The sequence below is a fragment of the Nocardiopsis sp. LDBS0036 genome, from assembly GCF_041228755.1.
GTDB lineage: Bacteria > Actinomycetota > Actinomycetes > Streptosporangiales > Streptosporangiaceae > Nocardiopsis > Nocardiopsis dassonvillei.
This window is the reverse complement of record NZ_CP141103.1, coordinates 2,553,684-2,569,667: the sequence shown is the minus strand read 5'-3', so window position 1 is coordinate 2,569,667 and position 15,984 is coordinate 2,553,684. Positions and strand designations below refer to the sequence as shown.

At 72.4% G+C, this 15,984-nt stretch carries 12 protein-coding genes; 7 read left to right on the top strand and 5 right to left on the bottom strand.

Annotation, left to right across the window (positions count from 1 at the left end; translation table 11 throughout):
- Positions 1-88: 88 nt before the first annotated feature.
- Positions 89-2,182 carry a prolyl oligopeptidase family protein gene (locus UIS43_RS10780; RefSeq protein WP_013154435.1) on the bottom strand — a complete coding sequence of 698 codons (2,094 nt, stop codon included), beginning with the start codon at positions 2,180-2,182 and terminating at the stop codon, positions 89-91.
- Positions 2,183-2,560: 378 nt separating this feature from the next.
- On the opposite strand from UIS43_RS10780, the gene UIS43_RS10775 reads away from it, so the two are divergent.
- The 4 genes from UIS43_RS10775 (at position 2,561) to UIS43_RS10760 (ending at position 4,126) form a co-directional block, all read left to right on the top strand.
- Positions 2,561-3,061, top strand: coding sequence for an HNH endonuclease (locus tag UIS43_RS10775; protein WP_019611059.1), 501 nt, complete (start codon positions 2,561-2,563; stop codon positions 3,059-3,061).
- Positions 3,062-3,234: 173 nt separating this feature from the next.
- Complete coding sequence (locus UIS43_RS10770) at positions 3,235-3,486, top strand: type II toxin-antitoxin system Phd/YefM family antitoxin (RefSeq protein WP_013154433.1); 252 nt, start codon at positions 3,235-3,237, stop codon at positions 3,484-3,486.
- Positions 3,483-3,896 carry a type II toxin-antitoxin system VapC family toxin gene (locus tag UIS43_RS10765; RefSeq protein WP_013154432.1) on the top strand — a complete coding sequence of 138 codons (414 nt, stop codon included), beginning with the start codon at positions 3,483-3,485 and terminating at the stop codon, positions 3,894-3,896. Before UIS43_RS10770 ends, UIS43_RS10765 begins: the two co-directional genes overlap by 4 nt.
- Positions 3,897-3,922: 26 nt before the next feature.
- On the top strand, positions 3,923-4,126 hold the full coding sequence (locus UIS43_RS10760) for a zinc ribbon domain-containing protein (protein ID WP_041552825.1): 204 nt from the start codon (positions 3,923-3,925) through the stop codon (positions 4,124-4,126).
- A gap of 36 nt (positions 4,127-4,162) precedes the next feature.
- Here the strand turns inward: UIS43_RS10760 and ilvD are convergent, their stop codons facing one another.
- Both ilvD and UIS43_RS10750 read right to left on the bottom strand, forming a co-directional pair.
- Complete coding sequence (ilvD, locus tag UIS43_RS10755) at positions 4,163-6,025, bottom strand: dihydroxy-acid dehydratase (RefSeq protein ID WP_013154430.1); 1,863 nt, start codon at positions 6,023-6,025, stop codon at positions 4,163-4,165.
- Between the two features lie 242 nt (positions 6,026-6,267).
- Entirely contained in the window at positions 6,268-7,095 is an 828-nt protein-coding gene (locus tag UIS43_RS10750; protein ID WP_013154429.1) for a nuclease-related domain-containing protein, read from the bottom strand.
- Positions 7,096-7,264: 169 nt separating this feature from the next.
- Here UIS43_RS10750 and UIS43_RS10745 point away from each other — a divergent pair, with 169 nt between their 5' ends.
- Positions 7,265-8,725 (top strand): amidase, encoded by a 1,461-nt coding sequence (locus UIS43_RS10745; protein ID WP_013154428.1) that lies wholly within the window; start codon positions 7,265-7,267, stop codon positions 8,723-8,725.
- 90 nt (positions 8,726-8,815) lie between these two features.
- Here UIS43_RS10745 and UIS43_RS10740 read toward each other — a convergent pair whose 3' ends face one another.
- Entirely contained in the window at positions 8,816-10,135 is a 1,320-nt protein-coding gene (locus UIS43_RS10740; protein ID WP_370013063.1) for an MFS transporter, read from the bottom strand.
- Between the two features lie 195 nt (positions 10,136-10,330).
- On the opposite strand from UIS43_RS10740, the gene malQ reads away from it, so the two are divergent.
- Positions 10,331-12,364, top strand: coding sequence for a 4-alpha-glucanotransferase (gene malQ / locus UIS43_RS10735; protein ID WP_071622542.1), 2,034 nt, complete (start codon positions 10,331-10,333; stop codon positions 12,362-12,364).
- A gap of 170 nt (positions 12,365-12,534) precedes the next feature.
- Here malQ and pepN read toward each other — a convergent pair whose 3' ends face one another.
- On the bottom strand, positions 12,535-15,081 hold the full coding sequence (gene pepN, locus UIS43_RS10730) for an aminopeptidase N (protein ID WP_013154425.1): 2,547 nt from the start codon (positions 15,079-15,081) through the stop codon (positions 12,535-12,537).
- Between the two features lie 213 nt (positions 15,082-15,294).
- On the opposite strand from pepN, the gene UIS43_RS10725 reads away from it, so the two are divergent.
- Positions 15,295-15,930, top strand: a complete 636-nt coding sequence (locus UIS43_RS10725) for a DsbA family protein (RefSeq protein ID WP_094804257.1) — start codon at positions 15,295-15,297, stop codon at positions 15,928-15,930.
- Positions 15,931-15,984 lie beyond the last annotated feature (54 nt).

Below are 15,984 nucleotides of genomic sequence, written 5' to 3'. Positions count from 1 at the left end.
TCTCAACGCTTCGCGGAGGAACGGGCGTCCCCCGGTGCCCGCCCCCTGTGTTGTTGCTCTCGCGGGGGCGGACACCGGGGAGGGGACCTCAGTCCACGCGGAGCCCCAGGTAGTGGGCGAGGAAGGCCAGCTGCTCGGAGTTGAGCGCCACACTGCGGCTCACCGACCGCGAGCTGTGGCCCACCTCCGACTCCCGGCGCAGCAGGATCGGCCGCTCCTCGGGCGCGGCCCCCGTGGCGTGCTGCATCAGCGCGCACAGCTTGCGCGCGTGCAGCGGGTCCACGCGGGTGTCGTTGTCGAACACGGTGAACAGCGTCGCCGGGTAGCGGGTGCCCTCGCGCACGTTGTGGTAGGGCGAGTACCCCAGCAGCCACCCCAGCTGCTCGGGGTCGTCGGCGGTGCCGTACTCGACGTTCCACAACTGGCCCAGTCCGAACCGCTCGTAGCGGACCATGTCCAGCAGCGGGGCCGAGCAGACCGCGGCGGTGAACAGGTCCGGCCGCTGCGTGACCATGGCCCCCACCAGCAGTCCGCCGTTGCTGCCGCCCATGACGGCCAGCTGCCCGGGGTCGGTCACCCCGGTGGCGACCAGGTGCTCGGCCGCCGCCGCGCAGTCGTCGAAGACGTTCTGCTTGTCGGCGAACATGCCCGCCCGGTGCCACTCCTCGCCCTCCTCCAGTCCGCCGCGCAGGTTGGCGATGGCGTACACGCCGCCCGCGCGCACCCAGGCCAGCGCCACCGCCGAGTAGGCGGGAGTGAGGGAGATGCGAAAGCCCCCGTAGCCGTACAGGATGGTCGGCCGCGGTCCTTCGGCGGGCGCCTGGGGCGAGACCACGAGCATGCGCACCGCCGTGCCGTCTCGGGAGGTGTAGGTGACCTGCTCCACCCGCACGTCGGGCAGGTCGATGTCACCGGGGGCGTCGGCCCACAGCGACACCTCGCCCGAGAGCGCGTCGTAGCGGTACACCGACGAGGGGTGGGTGTTGTCGGTGTAGCCGAACCACGCCTCGTGCCCGCCCTCGGGGCGTTCGAGCAGCCCGGTCACGGTGCCCAGGCCGGGCATGTCCAGCCCGCCCAGGAGTTCGCCGGTGGCCAGGGCGTGCCGGGTGATCTCGCTGACGGCGTGGCGGCTGCGCGAGACCAGCAGTTCGGGCCGCTCCATCCCGGGGCCGTCCAGGACCGCGTACCCCTCCAGCACCGCCTCGGGGTCCTCCGGGACCAGAGTGGTCCAGTTCCCGTAGCCGGGGTCGGCGGGGTCGGCCACGCACAGGCGTCCGCGCGGGGCGTCCCGGTCGGTGAACAGGTACAGGCGCCCGTCCCGGCCCACGTGCGGGTACAGGGAGGCGTCCACGCCCTCCTGGAAGGGGACCAGGCGCGGCGCGTCCAGGCCGCCGTCGGACAGGTCGGCGATCCACGCGTCGGTGGCCGCCGAGGTGCCGCGGTTGGCCAGCAGCACCAGCCAGCGCCCGTCCCGGCTCACGACCGGGGTGAAGTACTCGGTCTTGTCGCGGCCCTCGCCGAAGACCAGGGTGTCCTGCTCGGCGGGGGTGCCCAGGCGGTGCAGGTAGACGCGGCGGTGGTAGCTCTCCTCACCCTCGGGCACCTGGTCCCGGGGGAGCCGGCGCACGTAGTAGAAGGCGGAGGAGTCGGGCAGCCACGCGATCGGGCTGTACCGGACCCGATCGACGGGTCCGTCCACCAGGTCTCCGCTGGCCACGTCCACGACGCGCAGCACCGACTCCTCGTCGCCGCCCTCGGAGAGCTGGTAGGCCAGGAGCGCGCCGGAGCGGTCGGGCTTCCAGGCGTCCAGTGTGGTCAGACCCTGGGGGTCGAGCGCCCCGGGGTCCACCAGCACCCGCTCGGGGCCGTCGCCGTCCTGGACGTAGAGCACACCGTGCTCCTGTTCGGCGGTGCGGCGGACGAAGAAGCGGCGCTCACCCCGCCACACGGGCGCCCCGACGCTTCCGGCGCCCAGCAGGGACCGCACCTGGTCGGCGAACCAGTTCCTTGTGGTGAACCGCGATGAGACCTCGGTGTACAGGGCGTCCTCCGCGGCAGCCCACTCCTTGGTCTGCGCCGAATCGCCGTCCTCCAACCACCGGTAGGGGTCACCGACCGTGTGACCGTGCAGGTTCTCGATGATGTCCAGCCGTGCGGCCTGGGGGTAGCGGAGTTCACGCATACTTCGCACCCTATCCACCGCCATCCACCCCGATGTGTCCGGCGCGGCGCCAGTGTGAAAAGGAGCGCCGCCAGCGCACAATGGAGCCGGGAAAAGGGGGAACACGCGGTTTCTGGGCGGCCCAGCGCAAATTGGGGTGGCGCCGGAGCGGTCCGACCACGCAAACTGAATGCGGGACGCAACTCGGCGGGACCACCGGGAGGTCCGTGTGGCAAGGCGTACGGAACCATCGATCCTCGGATCGGTGCACAGGGAGGTCTCCTGGCTGGCCGATCGGCTGGCTGGGGAGGAGACACGGCCGTCACAGACGACGGCTGGGGCGACGCGATGAGCGCCCGAAGCAGCCGGGAGGGTGGCACAGGCACCGCCCGCCGCCACGTGCTGCTGCTCAACGCCAGCTTCGAACCACTGACGACACTGCCCCTGCGCAGGGCGATCCTGCTCGTCCTGAGAGAGAAGGCGGAGGTCGTCCACCAGGACGACGCGGGCGCGATACTGCACTCGGCGACGCGCTCCTACGACGTGCCGTCGGTCATCCGGCTCCGACGCTACATCAGCGTCCCCTACAGCCGCAGAGTGCCCCTCACCAGGGTCGCCCTCATGCGGCGCGACAGGCACACCTGCGGATACTGCGGCAAGAAGGCCGAGACCATCGACCACGTCATCCCGCGCAGCCGCGGCGGCGCGCACGTGTGGGAGAACGTGGTCGCCGCGTGCAAGCCGTGCAACCACCGCAAGGCCGACAAGTTCCTGGACGAACTCGGCTGGGAGCTGCACGTGACCCCCAAGGTGCCCAAGGGGCCCCACTGGCGCCTGATCAACGGTGACCTCCACGGCGACCCCCAGTGGGAGCCGTACATGGCCCACCTGGCCGCCTGATCCGGCGGAGCCGGGACCTCGCGTCCCACCCGGCACCGCCGCCGACCCCGACCGCCCTCCGGCGCACGCGCCGGGGGGCGGTCGCGTGCTCCCTCGGCTCTTCCCCCGCTACGGTGCGGAACGTCCTCCATCTTCTGTCCAGACAGTCTAGACTGTAACCGGAGGTGGTTGCTGTGAGATGGCAGGTACAGGAACTGAAGCAGCGCACCAGTGAGGTGCTCCGTGCGGTGGAGAGTGAGGGCGACCAGATCATCACACGCCACGGGCGTGAGATCGCGGTACTGGTGGACATGGAGGAGTACCGCAGGCTGAAGGGGGAGTCCGGAGGTTTCAAGGAGCTTCTCGGTTCCGTGCCTCCGCTGGACGTGCTCGACGAGGTCCGTGCCCCGGATCTCGGGCGCGAGATCGACTGGGGCGAACGTTGAGCTTCCTCCTTGACACGAACGTCCTGTCCGAACTGCGTCGGCGCGAGCCGGACCCGGGGTTCCTGAGGTGGTGGGACGAGGTCGAGGACTCGGACCTGTACATCAGCGCACTCGTGGTGGGAGAGATCCGGCTGGGAGTCCGCAAACTGCACCACCGGGGCGACCGTTCCCAGGCGGAGCGGTTGTCCGACTGGCTCGACCGACTCGTCCGCGCCTACGGAGACAGGGTCGTCCCCGTGGACGTGGGAGTCGTCCTCGAATGGGCGCCGATGAACGTTCCGGATCGGATACCCGTGGTCGACGGTCTGATGGCGGCCACCGCCAAGCACCACGGGTGGACGTTCGTCACCCGTAACACCAAGGACGTCGCGAACCGTGGAGTGCGGCTCCTGAACCCCTTCACGGGATGAGCCGGGCGCGGTCGTATCCTGACCGCATGCCCAGATACGACTTCCGCTGCCGCGAGTGCGGCGACACCTTCGAGCTCTCCCGTCCGATGGCGCGGGCCGGTGACCCGGCGGCCTGCCCCCAGGGGCACGGCGACACGGTCCGGCTGCTGTCCACCGTGGCGGTGGGCGGACGCGCGTCCGCCCCCGCGCCCTCCGGTGGAGGGTGCTGCGGGGGCGGCTGCTGCTCCTGAGGGTGGGGCGGCCGCGCCGCCCCACCTCCCGGTCCGCTACTTCTCGACCTGGGACACGTCGCGCGCGGCGCCGGTCGAGGCCGAGGTCGCCATGGCCGCGTAGGCGCGCAGAGCCGCGGTCACCGGCCGCTGTCGGTCGCGCGGCCTGAACCGGCCCAGCTCCTTGAGCAGGCGCTCGCGGCGCGCGTCGAGCTCCTCCGCGGAGACCTCCAGCACGATGCCCCGGTTGGGGATGTCGATGCTGATGACGTCGCCGTCCTCCACCAGCGCGATGTCACCGCCCGCGGCGGCCTCGGGGGAGGCGTGGCCGATGGACAGCCCCGACGTGCCGCCGGAGAAGCGGCCGTCGGTGATGAGGGCGCACGCCTTGCCCAGGCCGCGGCCCTTGAGGAAGCTCGTCGGGTACAGCATCTCCTGCATGCCCGGACCGCCCTTGGGGCCCTCGTAACGGATGACCACCACGTCACCGGGCTCGATCCGCTTGTTGAGGATGCCGTCCACGGCGTCCTCCTGGGACTCGAACACCTTGGCCGGTCCGGAGAAGGTCCACAGCTCCTCCTCCACGCCCGCGGTCTTGACGATCGCGCCGTCCGGGGCGAGGTTGCCGAACAGCACCGCCAGGCCGCCGTCCTTGGTGTAGGCGTGCTCGACGGAGCGGATGCAGCCCTTCTCCCGGTCGGTGTCCAGGGTGTCCCAGCGGGTGTCCTGTGAGTAGGCCTTGGTGGTGCGCTTGCCGCCGGGGGCGGCGTGGAACAGCTCCACGGCCTCGGGTGAGACGGTGTCGGAGACGATGTCCCACTCGGCGATGAACTCGCCGACCGTCTTACCGTGCACCGTGGGCAGGGAGGTGTCCAGCAGGCCGCCGCGGGCCAGCTCGCCCAGGATGGAGGGGATGCCGCCCGCCCGGTGCACGTCCTCGATGTGGTACTTCTCGGTGTTCGGCGCGACCTTGCACAGGCACGGCACCCGGCGCGAGACCGCGTCGATCTCGGGCAGGCCGAAGCCGACGCCCGCCTCGGTGGCCGCGGCCAGCAGGTGCAGGATCGTGTTGGTGGAGCCGCCCATGGCCACGTCCAGGGCCATGGCGTTGCCGAAGGCCTCGGGGGTGGCGATGGACAGCGGCAGGACGGAGGAGTCGTCGTCCTCGTAGTAGCGCTTGGCGGCCTCCACGACCAGGCGTCCGGCGTCCTCGTACAGGGCGCGGCGGGCGGTGTGGGTGGCCAGCACGGTGCCGTTGCCGGGCAGGGCCAGGCCGATCGCCTCGGTGAGGCAGTTCATCGAGTTGGCGGTGAACATGCCCGAGCAGGAGCCGCAGGTCGGGCAGGCGGCCTCCTCCATCTCGTCCAGCTCGGCCTGGGAGACGCTCTCGTCGGCCGCGGCGATCATCGGGTTGATCAGGTCCAGCTTGCGCACGGTGGTGGCGGTGCCGTCGACCACCGTGACCTTGCCCGCCTCCATGGGGCCGCCGGAGACGAACACCGTGGGGATGTTCAGGCGCAGCGCGGCCAGCAGCATGCCCGGGGTGATCTTGTCGCAGTTGGACACGCACACCAGGGCGTCGGCGCAGTGCGCGTTGACCATGTACTCGACCGAGTCGGCGATCAGCTCGCGGCTGGGCAGGGAGTAGAGCATGCCGCCGTGGCCCATGGCGATGCCGTCGTCCACGGCGATGGAGTTGAACTCGCGGGGGACGCCGCCCGCCTCGCGGACGGCGTTGGCGACGACCTCGGCCACCTCGCGCAGGTGGACGTGGCCCGGCACGAACTCGGTGAAGCTGTTGGCCACGGCCACGATGGGCTTGCCGAAGTCCTCGCGCTCCACACCGGTGGCGCGCATGAGGGCGCGCGCGCCGGCCATGTTCCTGCCGTGGGTGACGGTGCGTGAGCGTAGGGCTGGCATGGGGCGGGCTCCCATCGTTACGGGTGTTTCCCCTCGATGGTAGTCCTTCGTCGCACCGCTCTGGTCTCGTACTGGAAGACGGGCCATCCGGATCGTGAGACGCCCGTGGTGGGAAGGCCGGGCCGCGGCCGGGGCGCGGCCGGTGCGGGGGAGCGAGAAGCCCCTGGAAACAGGAGGGCCCGGGTGCCACGGCGCTGTGGTCCGTCCCGGGCCGGGGTGGCGTCAGGGGGGGTGGGGGCGTCTCAGTACCTGGGCGGCAGGGCCTTCATCGCGGCCTGGTAGATCTCCTCGATCTCCTTCTCGGTCAGGCGGTCCCGGCCGCTGCGCAGCCACTTGCGGACCTTGGTGCCGGTGATGATGTCCACGCCCCGCAGCCGGTGGCTGTCCCAGGGCATGCCGGGTCCGTAGATGGCCAGCGACGCGCGCACCTTGATCTCGCGCCCCAGTTCGGAGCTGATCAGGTCCTGCGCCCGCTTGGCCTCCTCCAGGGCTTCGTCGATGCGCTCGTTCTTGCTGAACCGCCCGTGGTAGAGCTTCTCCAGCTTGTTGCGCAGCGGCAGCCGCTTGTCCCACGACTCGGAGTCGATGGCGAACGCGCCCCGCCGGCCCACGATGAAGTGGTCGATCTGGCCGTTGCCGCCGGGCACCGCGCGCGCGTGCAGGACGCGGTAGCCGAGCTGCTTCATCACCTTGAGCTGCGCCTCGGTCTTGCGCTGGGCCGCCGAGGGCTTGCGCCAGCGCGGGATCTCCGACTCGCGCCGGGAGGCGTACACCATGATCCCGGCCAGGGTGAGGACGCCGAAGGTGACGCCGATCCGCCAGTCGGAGGTGAGCAGGCCGATCAGGACGGCCACCACGGCGGCGCCGCCGCCGCGTACCACCCATCTGCGGACGGAACGGTTGGAGCGCAGGGCACCGTAGACCGCCTTGCCGCCCGAGGTGTCCTTCTTCTTTCTCTGATTGGGGAAAAAGAGGGATTCGGGCCTTTCGGGGTCCGATCCCCCGGACGTTGGAGTGGAGCCGTTCACTCTGGTAGCCGATTTCACGTCGGACAGGTTAGTTCGATCCATATCCGAGTCCTAGTGCATTACTTCTCACACTTTTGTATCCCTGTTCCTCGGTGCGTAAGCGTGTCGGTCGCCTTGGGACAGGGAATGCTTACCCTTCGGTCAGTCTCTCTGGAGAAGCGGTTCCTCCTCACCGTGGTGCCCTGCGGTGTGCCCGCTAACCTGTCTCGCCATGACCCAGATCCATGACCTTCCGGCCCACCGCCTCCTCGCGATGGTCCGCAGTCGTGAGCTGTCGCCTACTGAGATCACTGAGCACTTCCTGGACCGCACCGAGAGGTACGACCACCTCGTCGGCGCGTACATTACGGTCACCCCGGAAAAGGCGCTCGAACAAGCCCGTTACGCGCAGAAGCGGGTGATGGCCGACACGCCAGAGACCCTGCCCCCCCTCCTCGGGCTCCCCGTGCCCGTCAAGGACCTCGACCCGGTCGCCGGGGTCCGCCTCACCCAGGGCTCACCGGTCTTCCGCGACGCCGTCGCCCCGACCGACTCGGGCGTGGTCGCCCGGCTGCGCGCCGCGGGCGCGGTCCTGCCGGGAAAAACCAACACCCCCGAGTTCGGGTCGAGCTGCTACACCGAGAACGCCGTCGCCCCGCCCTCCCGCAACCCCTGGAACACCGACCTGTCCCCGGGCGGCTCCAGCGGAGGCGCCGCGGCGGCCGTCGCCGCCGGACTCGCCCCCGTGGCCCAGGGCAGCGACGGCGGCGGCTCGATCCGCATCCCCGCCAGCGCGTGCGGGCTCTTCGGCCTCAAGCCCACCCGCGGCCGGATCTCCGGCGCACCCCTCAAACCCGACCTCGCGGGCCTGTCCACCGCCGGACCCCTCACCCGAGGCGTCCGCGACGCCGCCCTCCTCCTGGACGCCATGGCCTTCTCCGGACCGGGCGACCACTTCACCGCGCCGCCCCTGCCGCCGGGCGAGACCTTCGCCGACCACGTGGGCCGCGAACCCGGACGCCTGCGCATCGGCTGCCACGCCACCACCGGCTCCGCCCGGATCCCCGTGCACCCCCACGTCCTGGCCGCCCACGAGGAGGCCGTCCGCCTCCTGGCCGACCTCGGACACGAGGTGGAGGAGGTCCCCGCCCCCGGGGACGCCCACTTCGGAGGCTCCTTCATGGCGGACTTCGGCGTGGTCTGGGCGGCGATGGCCTCGGCCACGCCGGTCGCCCCCGCCCGCGAGGCCGAGCTGAGCCCCCTCAACCAATGGCTGCGCGAGCGGGCCCGCGCCACGCCCGTGCCCGACTACATCGCCGCCTGCGCCCGCCTCCAGCGCGGCGTCCGCTCCCTGGTCGCCGCGACCGAACCCCTCGACGCGGTGCTCTCGCCCGTGCTGGCCGCGCCCCCGGTCCCGCTGGGGCACTTCACCGGCGACGGACCCGAGGAGGAGTTCCGGCGGATGACCGCGTTCGCGCCGTTCACCTCGGTCTACAACGTCTCGGGACAGCCCTCGGTCAGCGTCCCCCTGCACTGGTCGCCCGAGGGACTGCCGATCGGCGTCATGCTCACCGGCCGCATGGGCGGCGAGGGCACCCTGCTGTCGCTGTCGGCGCAGCTCGAACGCGCGCGCCCGTGGGCCCACCGCGTCCCGCCGCTGCGCGCCGGCCGACCGGACTCGTCACCGGTGTGACGGCCGGGGCCGCCCCCCGTTCGGTACCACCCCGACGCCGACAGCGGCAGCGAGGACCGGCACGAGGCGCGCGCTCCGGCGGCCCGCGCCTCAGCGGGGCTCGTCGGACGCGGCCTCGGCGCCCGCCGCGGCGCCGTGCACCGGAGGGGCCTCCAGCACACTCCCCCCGACCTCCTCGGGGTCGAGGCCGCCCGGCTCCTCGGCGGCCTCGGGGGGCGGTTCGGGCACGAACAGGCTCAGCAGCGCCGACACCAGCACCAGCACCGCGGCGCCCAGCACACCGCCCGCGATCCCCATGAGGTCGATCAGGCCGCCGGACAGCGGACCGGCCACCGCCCCGCCCACGCCCAGAGCCGTGGACATCCACCCGAAGGCCTCGGCCCGCCGCCGCGCGGGGGCCAGGTCGCCCAGACGGCCCATGACCGCGGCCAGGGTCGGCGCCAGCGCCATACCGGACAGGAACAGCAGCGGTGTGATCAGCAGCGGTGTCGACAGCTGCGCGAACGGCGGTACGAACGGCACCAGCACCGCCACGCCCAGCGCCGAGCCGAAGCAGCGGCGCACCAGGTGGGGGCGTCCGCGCAGCGCGCCCGCGATCGCCCCGCCCACCAGCGACCCCAGCGCCCACACCGACGCCAGCACCATCACGTACTGCGGGGCGCCGAGCTCGTTGGCCCACGCCACGATCACCAGGTCCACGCCCATGATCCCGCTGACCATCAGCAGGCACATGAGGAACAGCGCCACCAGCGCCGGGCTGCGCAGCAGACTCCGGAGGGGACCGGACGGCTCCTCACCGGCTCCCTCCCCGGTCGGCGCGGGGCCGGTCACCCCGGCCCGGCGCAGCCCGAGCGCGAACCCGAGCGAACCGAGCAGGGCCACCGCCGACAGCAGCACCAGCGCCCAGCGCGCACCGGCGAAGGCCACCACTCCAGCGGTCATGATCGGGGAGAAGACGAAGAGCAGCTCCTGGGTGGTCGCCTCGGCCGCGTAGATCGCCTGCCGTTCGGGGCCGCGCGTCAGCCGCGGCCACAGCGCCCGCACGATCTGGTTGGCCGGGGAGCCGAACAGCCCGGTGCCCAGCGCCAGCGGGAGCGAGAGCCACCACAGCCGCTCGGGCAGCAGGACCAGGCCCAGCAGCCCCGCGCTGAACACCACGCCGCACACCAGCACCAGCCGGTCGGTTCCGCCCCGGTCGGCCATCCGCCCGCGCAGCGGTCCCACCAGCGCGATGCCCAGGGTGAAGGCGCCCGCGACCAGCCCGGCCAGGGTGTAGGAGCCGGTCCACCCCTCCACCAGGAAGGTGACCGCGATCATCAGCCCCGGCATGTAGAAGCGCGCGGCCAGGGACCAGGCCAGCAGGGGAAGCACGTGGGGGACGGCGAAGAGCCGTCGGTAGTTCGCGAGCACACCTCGATTATGCAGATGTCGAGGACATCGGGCGATCGCTTTGACGGCCTGTGCAGAGCGCCCGTTTGTACGTGCTGGACAGTCCGGACGCGCCGCGCGGGGAGCCGTTATCGGCCCGCACCCGGGACACGTTCTGGTCCCACGCCGGAACGGCCTCCGGTGTACGGAGCCCCTGGTAGGGCATGATCGGATTCTGTGAGGGACGTTCAGCTGGCACGGTTGGCCGAGCAGCACGGAGTCGCGACGACCTACGAGGACTGGCGGGGGCGCAGGGTCCCGGTCAGCCCCGACACCATCCGCCATGTCCTGGCCGCCCTGGGCGTGGACCCGGCGGCCCCGGACGCGGGGGCGGCGCCGGGCCCGCTGCCGCCCGCGGTCGTCGTCCGCGAGGGCAAGGCGCCCGACCTCGTGCTCGCCGAGGGGACGCACAGCGTCGTCGAGACCTGCGGCGGCTCCCTGCTGCCCTTCGGCCCCGGGCTGCCGCTGGGCGTGCACACCCTGCGCGTCACCGACGGCGCCGCCGAGCACACCGCGCCCCTGCTCGTGGCCCCCGACCGCATCGAACCCAGCGCGCTCAGGGACCACCCGCGCCTGTGGGGGATCATGGCGCAGGTCTACAGCGTGCGCTCCCGCGCCTCCTGGGGCACCGGCGACCTGCGCGACCTCGCCGAGCTCGCCGACTGGAGCGCGCGCGACCTGGGCGCCGACTTCGCCCTGATCAACCCGGTGCACGCCACCGAGCCGCTGCCCCCGGTGGAGCCCTCGCCCTACCTGCCGGTCAGCCGCCGCTACGCCAGCCCCCTCTACATCCGCATCGAGGACGTGCCCGAGTACGCCCGGCTCGACCCCGCCCAGCGCGAGGGCATCCAGCGCCTGGCCCGGCCGCTGCGCGAACGCGGCCGCACCGCCGACCTCCTCGACCGCGACTCCGTGTGGAGGGCCAAGCGCGCCGCCCTGGAGGTCCTCTTCGAGTCGCCCCGCGCCCCCGGCCGCGAGGCCTCCCTGCGCGCCTACCTCGAACGCGAGGGCCGACCGCTGGTCGAGTTCGCCACCTGGTCGGCCCTGGCCGAGCGGCACGGCACCGACTACCGGACCTGGCCGCAGGGGCTGCGCGGGGTCCACAGCCGCGACGTCGGGGAGGAGGCCCTGCGCCGGTGGCCCGCCGTGGAGTTCCACCGCTGGCTCCAGTGGATCCTCGACGAGCAGCTCTCCCAGGCGCAGACCACCGCCGAGACCGGCGGGATGGCCGTCGGCATCGTGCACGACCTGGCCATCGGGGTGCAGGCGGGCGGCGCGGACGCGTGGATGTACGGGGACGCCCTCGTGCCCGGCCTGCACGTGGGGGCGCCCCCGGACGAGTTCAACCGGCAGGGGCAGGACTGGGGCCAGCCGCCCTGGCACCCCCGGCGCCTGGCCGGGCGCGGCTACGAACCGTTCCGCCAGATCCTGGCCCAGGCGTTCCGCTACGCGGGCGGGGTCCGCATCGACCACGTCATGGGCATGTTCCGGCTCTGGTGCGTGCCCGAGGGCGCCTCCGCGGCCGAGGGCACCTACGTCAGGTTCGACCACGAGGGCATGGTGGGCACGCTCGCCCTGGCCGCCCACCGGGCGGACGCCGTCGTGGTCGGGGAGGACCTGGGCACCGTGGAGCCGTGGGTGCGCGAACACCTCGCCGACCGCGGGATCCTCGGTACCTCCGTGCTGTGGTTCGAGCAGGACGCCGACGGCCGCCCGCGCCCGCCGGAGGAGTGGCGCACCGACTGCCTGGCCACGGTCGCCACCCACGACCTGCCGCCGGTGGCGTCGTTCCTGTCCACCGAGCACGTCGAGCTGCGCGACCGGCTGGGCCTGCTCGGCCGCCCCGTGGAGGAGGAGCGCGCCGACGCCGAGTCGCGGGTGGAACGCTGGCGCGAGCTCCTCGTGGAGCTGGGCCTGCTCGACGAGGACGTGGACCCCGTGGCCGACCCGGCCGCCGTGGTGGCGGCCATGCACGCCTACCTGGTGGCCACCCCCGCCCGCATGATCGGGGTCGCGCTCACCGACGTGGTGGGGGAGCGGCGCATGCAGAACCAGCCCGGCACCAGCGACGAGTACCCGAACTGGCGCATCCCGCTCACCAGCGGCGAGGGAGAGCCGGTCCTGGTGGACGAACTGCTCGCCGACCCGCGCATGGTGGCGCGCATCCGCCGCACCCTCGGGCCTGTCGGCCGGCGGGACCACGCTCCCTAACGGGCCGTCCGGAACCTTTGCCGAGTGACGCGGGGCCCTGGACCGCGTCTTGGCCGGTCTCGGCGGCCGAGGCCCGCTGCGAGCACCGGGTCACGGCGGGGAGGGCGGCCGGGCCGAACACGCGCGCGCCCGCTCCGCCGTCGCAGGCGGGGCGGGCGCGCGGCCCCTTCCTACTCCTGACGCTCGCCCGCGGCGATGTCGGTGGCCCGGGCGCGCAGGGCCCGCTCCACCCCCGCGCGGCCCTCGACCAGCAGGCGGCGCAGCGCCGGGGCCGGGTCGGACTCGGCGATGTAGGCGTCCGTGCGCTCCAGCGTCGCCTCCTCCACCAGACCGCTCGGGTACACCACCTCGGCGAAGGTCTGCGCGAACTCGCCCGTCCACTTCTCCCAGGCCGGGCCCAGCTGCGCGAAGTACCTCTCCACGTACGGCCGGTACAGCTCGGCCTGGCCCGGCTCGGTGAAGCCCAGCAGGACCGCGCGGAACTCGGCGTTGGCGAGCTCCTCGCCCACGATCCGCTCCCACGCCGCGGCCTTGGCCTCGGCGGTGGGGATGGCGGCGCGGGCCCCGGCGGCGTTGCGCTGCCCGGCCGCGGTGGCGTCGCGCTCCAGCTCGGCGGCGATCTCCGCCTCCCCGGCCTTGCCCGTCGCGACCAGGCGGCGCAGCAGCGTCCACCGCAGGTCGGTGTCCACGACCAGCCCGTCCACGGTGATCGCGCCGTCCAGCAGGCCCTGGAGCAGGGACAGGTGGGCGTCGCTCGCCGCCGAGGCGGCCAGCGCGTTGGCGTAGGCCAGCTGCAGGTCGCCGCCCGGCTCGGCCGCGGTCAGCAGCTCGCGCAGCCGCTCGGAGAGCTGCTCGAAGCCGAACGGGCGCCACGCCGGGTCGGCGTACATGTGCAGAGCCGAGTTGGCCTGGCGCAGCAGGGTCTGGGCGACCATGACGTCGTCCACGCCGCTGATCCCGGAGATGACCAGGGAGACGTAGTCGCGGGCGGCCATCTCGCCGTCGCGGGTCATGTCCCAGGCGGCGCCGAAGGCCAGCGCGCGGGGCAGGGACTCGCGGATCTCGCCGACGCCCTCCACCACGGTGCGCAGGGAGCGCTCGTCCAGGCGGACCTTGGTGAAGGTCAGGTCGTCGTCGTTGATCAGGACCAGGTCCGGCCGGACCCGGCCGACCAGCTCCGGCACCTCGGTGCGCTCGCCGCGCACGTCCAGCTCCACGCGCTCGCGGCGCACGACGCCCTCGTCGGTGCGGTCGTACAGGCCGATCGCCAGGCGGTGCGAGCGCAGCGTCGGGTGGTCGGCCGGGGCCTCCTGGAGCACGGTGAACGAGGTGAAGCGGCCCTCGGCGTCCACCTCGAACTCCGGGCGCATCGTGTTGACGCCCGTGGTCTCCAGCCAGTCGCGCGACCAGCCCGACAGGTCGCGGCCCGAGGCGGCCTCCAGGTGCTTGAGCAGGTCACGCAGCTCGGTGTTGCCGAACGCGTTCTCCTTGAAGTAGGCGCGCACGCCCGCGAAGAACGCGTCCACGCCCACGTACGCCGCGAGCTGCTTGAGCACCGAGGCGCCCTTGGCGTAGGTGATGCCGTCGAAGTTGACCTCGACCGCCTGGATGTCGACCATGTCGGCGGCGACCGGGTGGGTGGAGGGCAGCTGGTCCTGGCGCAGCGCCCAGCTCTTCTCCACGTTCGCGAACGTCGTCCAGGCGTCGGTCCACTTGGTGGCGTTGGCCTGGCAGTACACGCTGGCGTAGGTCGCGAACGACTCGTTCAGCCACAGGTCGTCCCACCAGCGCATGGTGACCAGGTCACCGAACCACATGTGCGCCATCTCGTGCAGGATCGTCTCGGCGCGGCGCTCGTAACGGGCGTCGGTGACCCTCGAACGGAAGACGTAGTCCTCCAGGAACGTGACCGCGCCCGCGTTCTCCATGGCGCCCGCGTTGAACTCGGGCACGAACAGCTGGTCGTACTTGCCGAACGGGTAGCGCAGGTCGAACAGGCCGTGGAAGAAGTCGAAGCCCTGCTTGGTGACCTCGAACAGGGCGTCGGAGTCCAGGTGCTCGGCCAGCGAGGCGCGGCAGTACAGCCCCAGCGGGATGCCGTCGTGCTCGTCGCGCACCACGTGGTACGGGCCCGCGATCAGCGCGGTGATGTAGGTGGACATCACCGGCGTGGCCGGGAAGTGCCAGCGCACCCGCTCCTCGCCCGCGGCCTCGCGCTCCACGTCGGGCGCGCTGTTGGACACGACCTCCCACGAGGGGGGAGCGAACACCGTCAGCTCGAAGGTCGCCTTCAGGTCGGGCTGGTCGAAGCACGCGAACATGCGGTGCGCGTCGGCCGTCTCGAACTGGGTGTACAGGTACACCGAGTCGTCGACCGGGTCCACGAACCGGTGCAGGCCCTCTCCGGTGCGCATGTACACGGCGTCGGCGACGACCGTCAGCTCGTTGTCCGCGGCCACCTCGGGGAGGACGAGGCGCTCGCCGTCGAACAGCTCGGCCGCGTCCAGCTCGGCTCCGTTCAGCGTCGCCGTGCGGATCGCGGGGGCGGCCAGCTCGACGAACGTTCGCGCCCCGGGCTCCGAGCTGGAGAACCGGATCACGGTGGTGGACCTGAAGGTCTCGGCACCGGTGGTCAGGTCCAGCTCCACGGCGTAGGAGTCGACGCTGAGAATCCGCGCACGCTCACGAGCCTCGTCCCGTGTCAGGTTCCCTGCCACGCCACGCTCCCTCCACGGCCGCCGTCGTCGCCGGCCGGATCATTGCCGACCACGGCGAGTCCGCCGCCTGGGGTGGAGCGTCGTCGGGGCCGGAGGTCGTCTTCCACTCGACCCGATCCTGCCACGCGCCGGGACGGAATGCGCAACCGATAACCGGGGTTGCACTCCTACGACGTGAAGTGTGCACACCTTTTCGCGATCCGAGGAGCAGCGATGACGCAGACCTTCGACCCCGGTGACGGGCAGGAGACCGTCCACGCGGACATGTGGTTCGACCCCGCCTGCCCGTGGGCCTGGATCACCTCGCGCTGGCTCATCGAGGTGGAGAAGGTCCGGCCGGTCCGCGTGCGCTGGCACGTGATGAGCCTGGGCGTGCTCAACGAGGGACGCGACCTGCCCGAGGACTACCGCGCGAGCATCGACGGGTCCTGGGAGGCGGTGCGGGTGTGCGTCGCCGCCGAACAGCGCTTCGGTCCCGAGGTCCTGGGCGGCCTGTACACGGCCCTGGGCACCCGTTTCCACAACGGCGGCGAACCGCGCACCACGGACACGATCCGCGCGGCGCTGGCCGAGGCCGGACTGCCCGAGGACCTGTCCGAGGCGGGCGCGTCCACCGACTACGACCAGGCCCTGCGCGCCTCGCACGCCGAGGCGATGAAGCTGGTCGGCGAGGACGTGGGCACCCCCGTGGTCCAGGTCGCCGACACCGCCTTCTTCGGACCGGTCGTCACGCCGATCCCGCGCGGCGAGGCGGCCGGCAGGCTCTGGGACGGCGTGCTCCTGGTCGCCGGGACCGACGGGTTCTTCGAACTCAAGCGGACCCGCACCCGGGACCCCATCTTCGACTGACCCGTGTCCGCCGGGGCCCCCGCCCCGGTCCGGCGGGGCGGACGGCCGCGCCGA

Coding starts and splice junctions, on each gene's coding strand:
- UIS43_RS10745 (WP_013154428.1), top strand. CDS start 7,265: ATGACCCAGATCCATGACCTTCCGGCCCACCGCCTCCTCGCGATGGTC.
- UIS43_RS10780 (WP_013154435.1), bottom strand. CDS start 2,182: ATGCGTGAACTCCGCTACCCCCAGGCCGCACGGCTGGACATCATCGAG.
- UIS43_RS10725 (WP_094804257.1), top strand. CDS start 15,295: ATGACGCAGACCTTCGACCCCGGTGACGGGCAGGAGACCGTCCACGCG.
- UIS43_RS10750 (WP_013154429.1), bottom strand. CDS start 7,095: ATGGATCGAACTAACCTGTCCGACGTGAAATCGGCTACCAGAGTGAAC.
- UIS43_RS10760 (WP_041552825.1), top strand. CDS start 3,923: ATGCCCAGATACGACTTCCGCTGCCGCGAGTGCGGCGACACCTTCGAG.
- ilvD (WP_013154430.1), bottom strand. CDS start 6,025: ATGCCAGCCCTACGCTCACGCACCGTCACCCACGGCAGGAACATGGCC.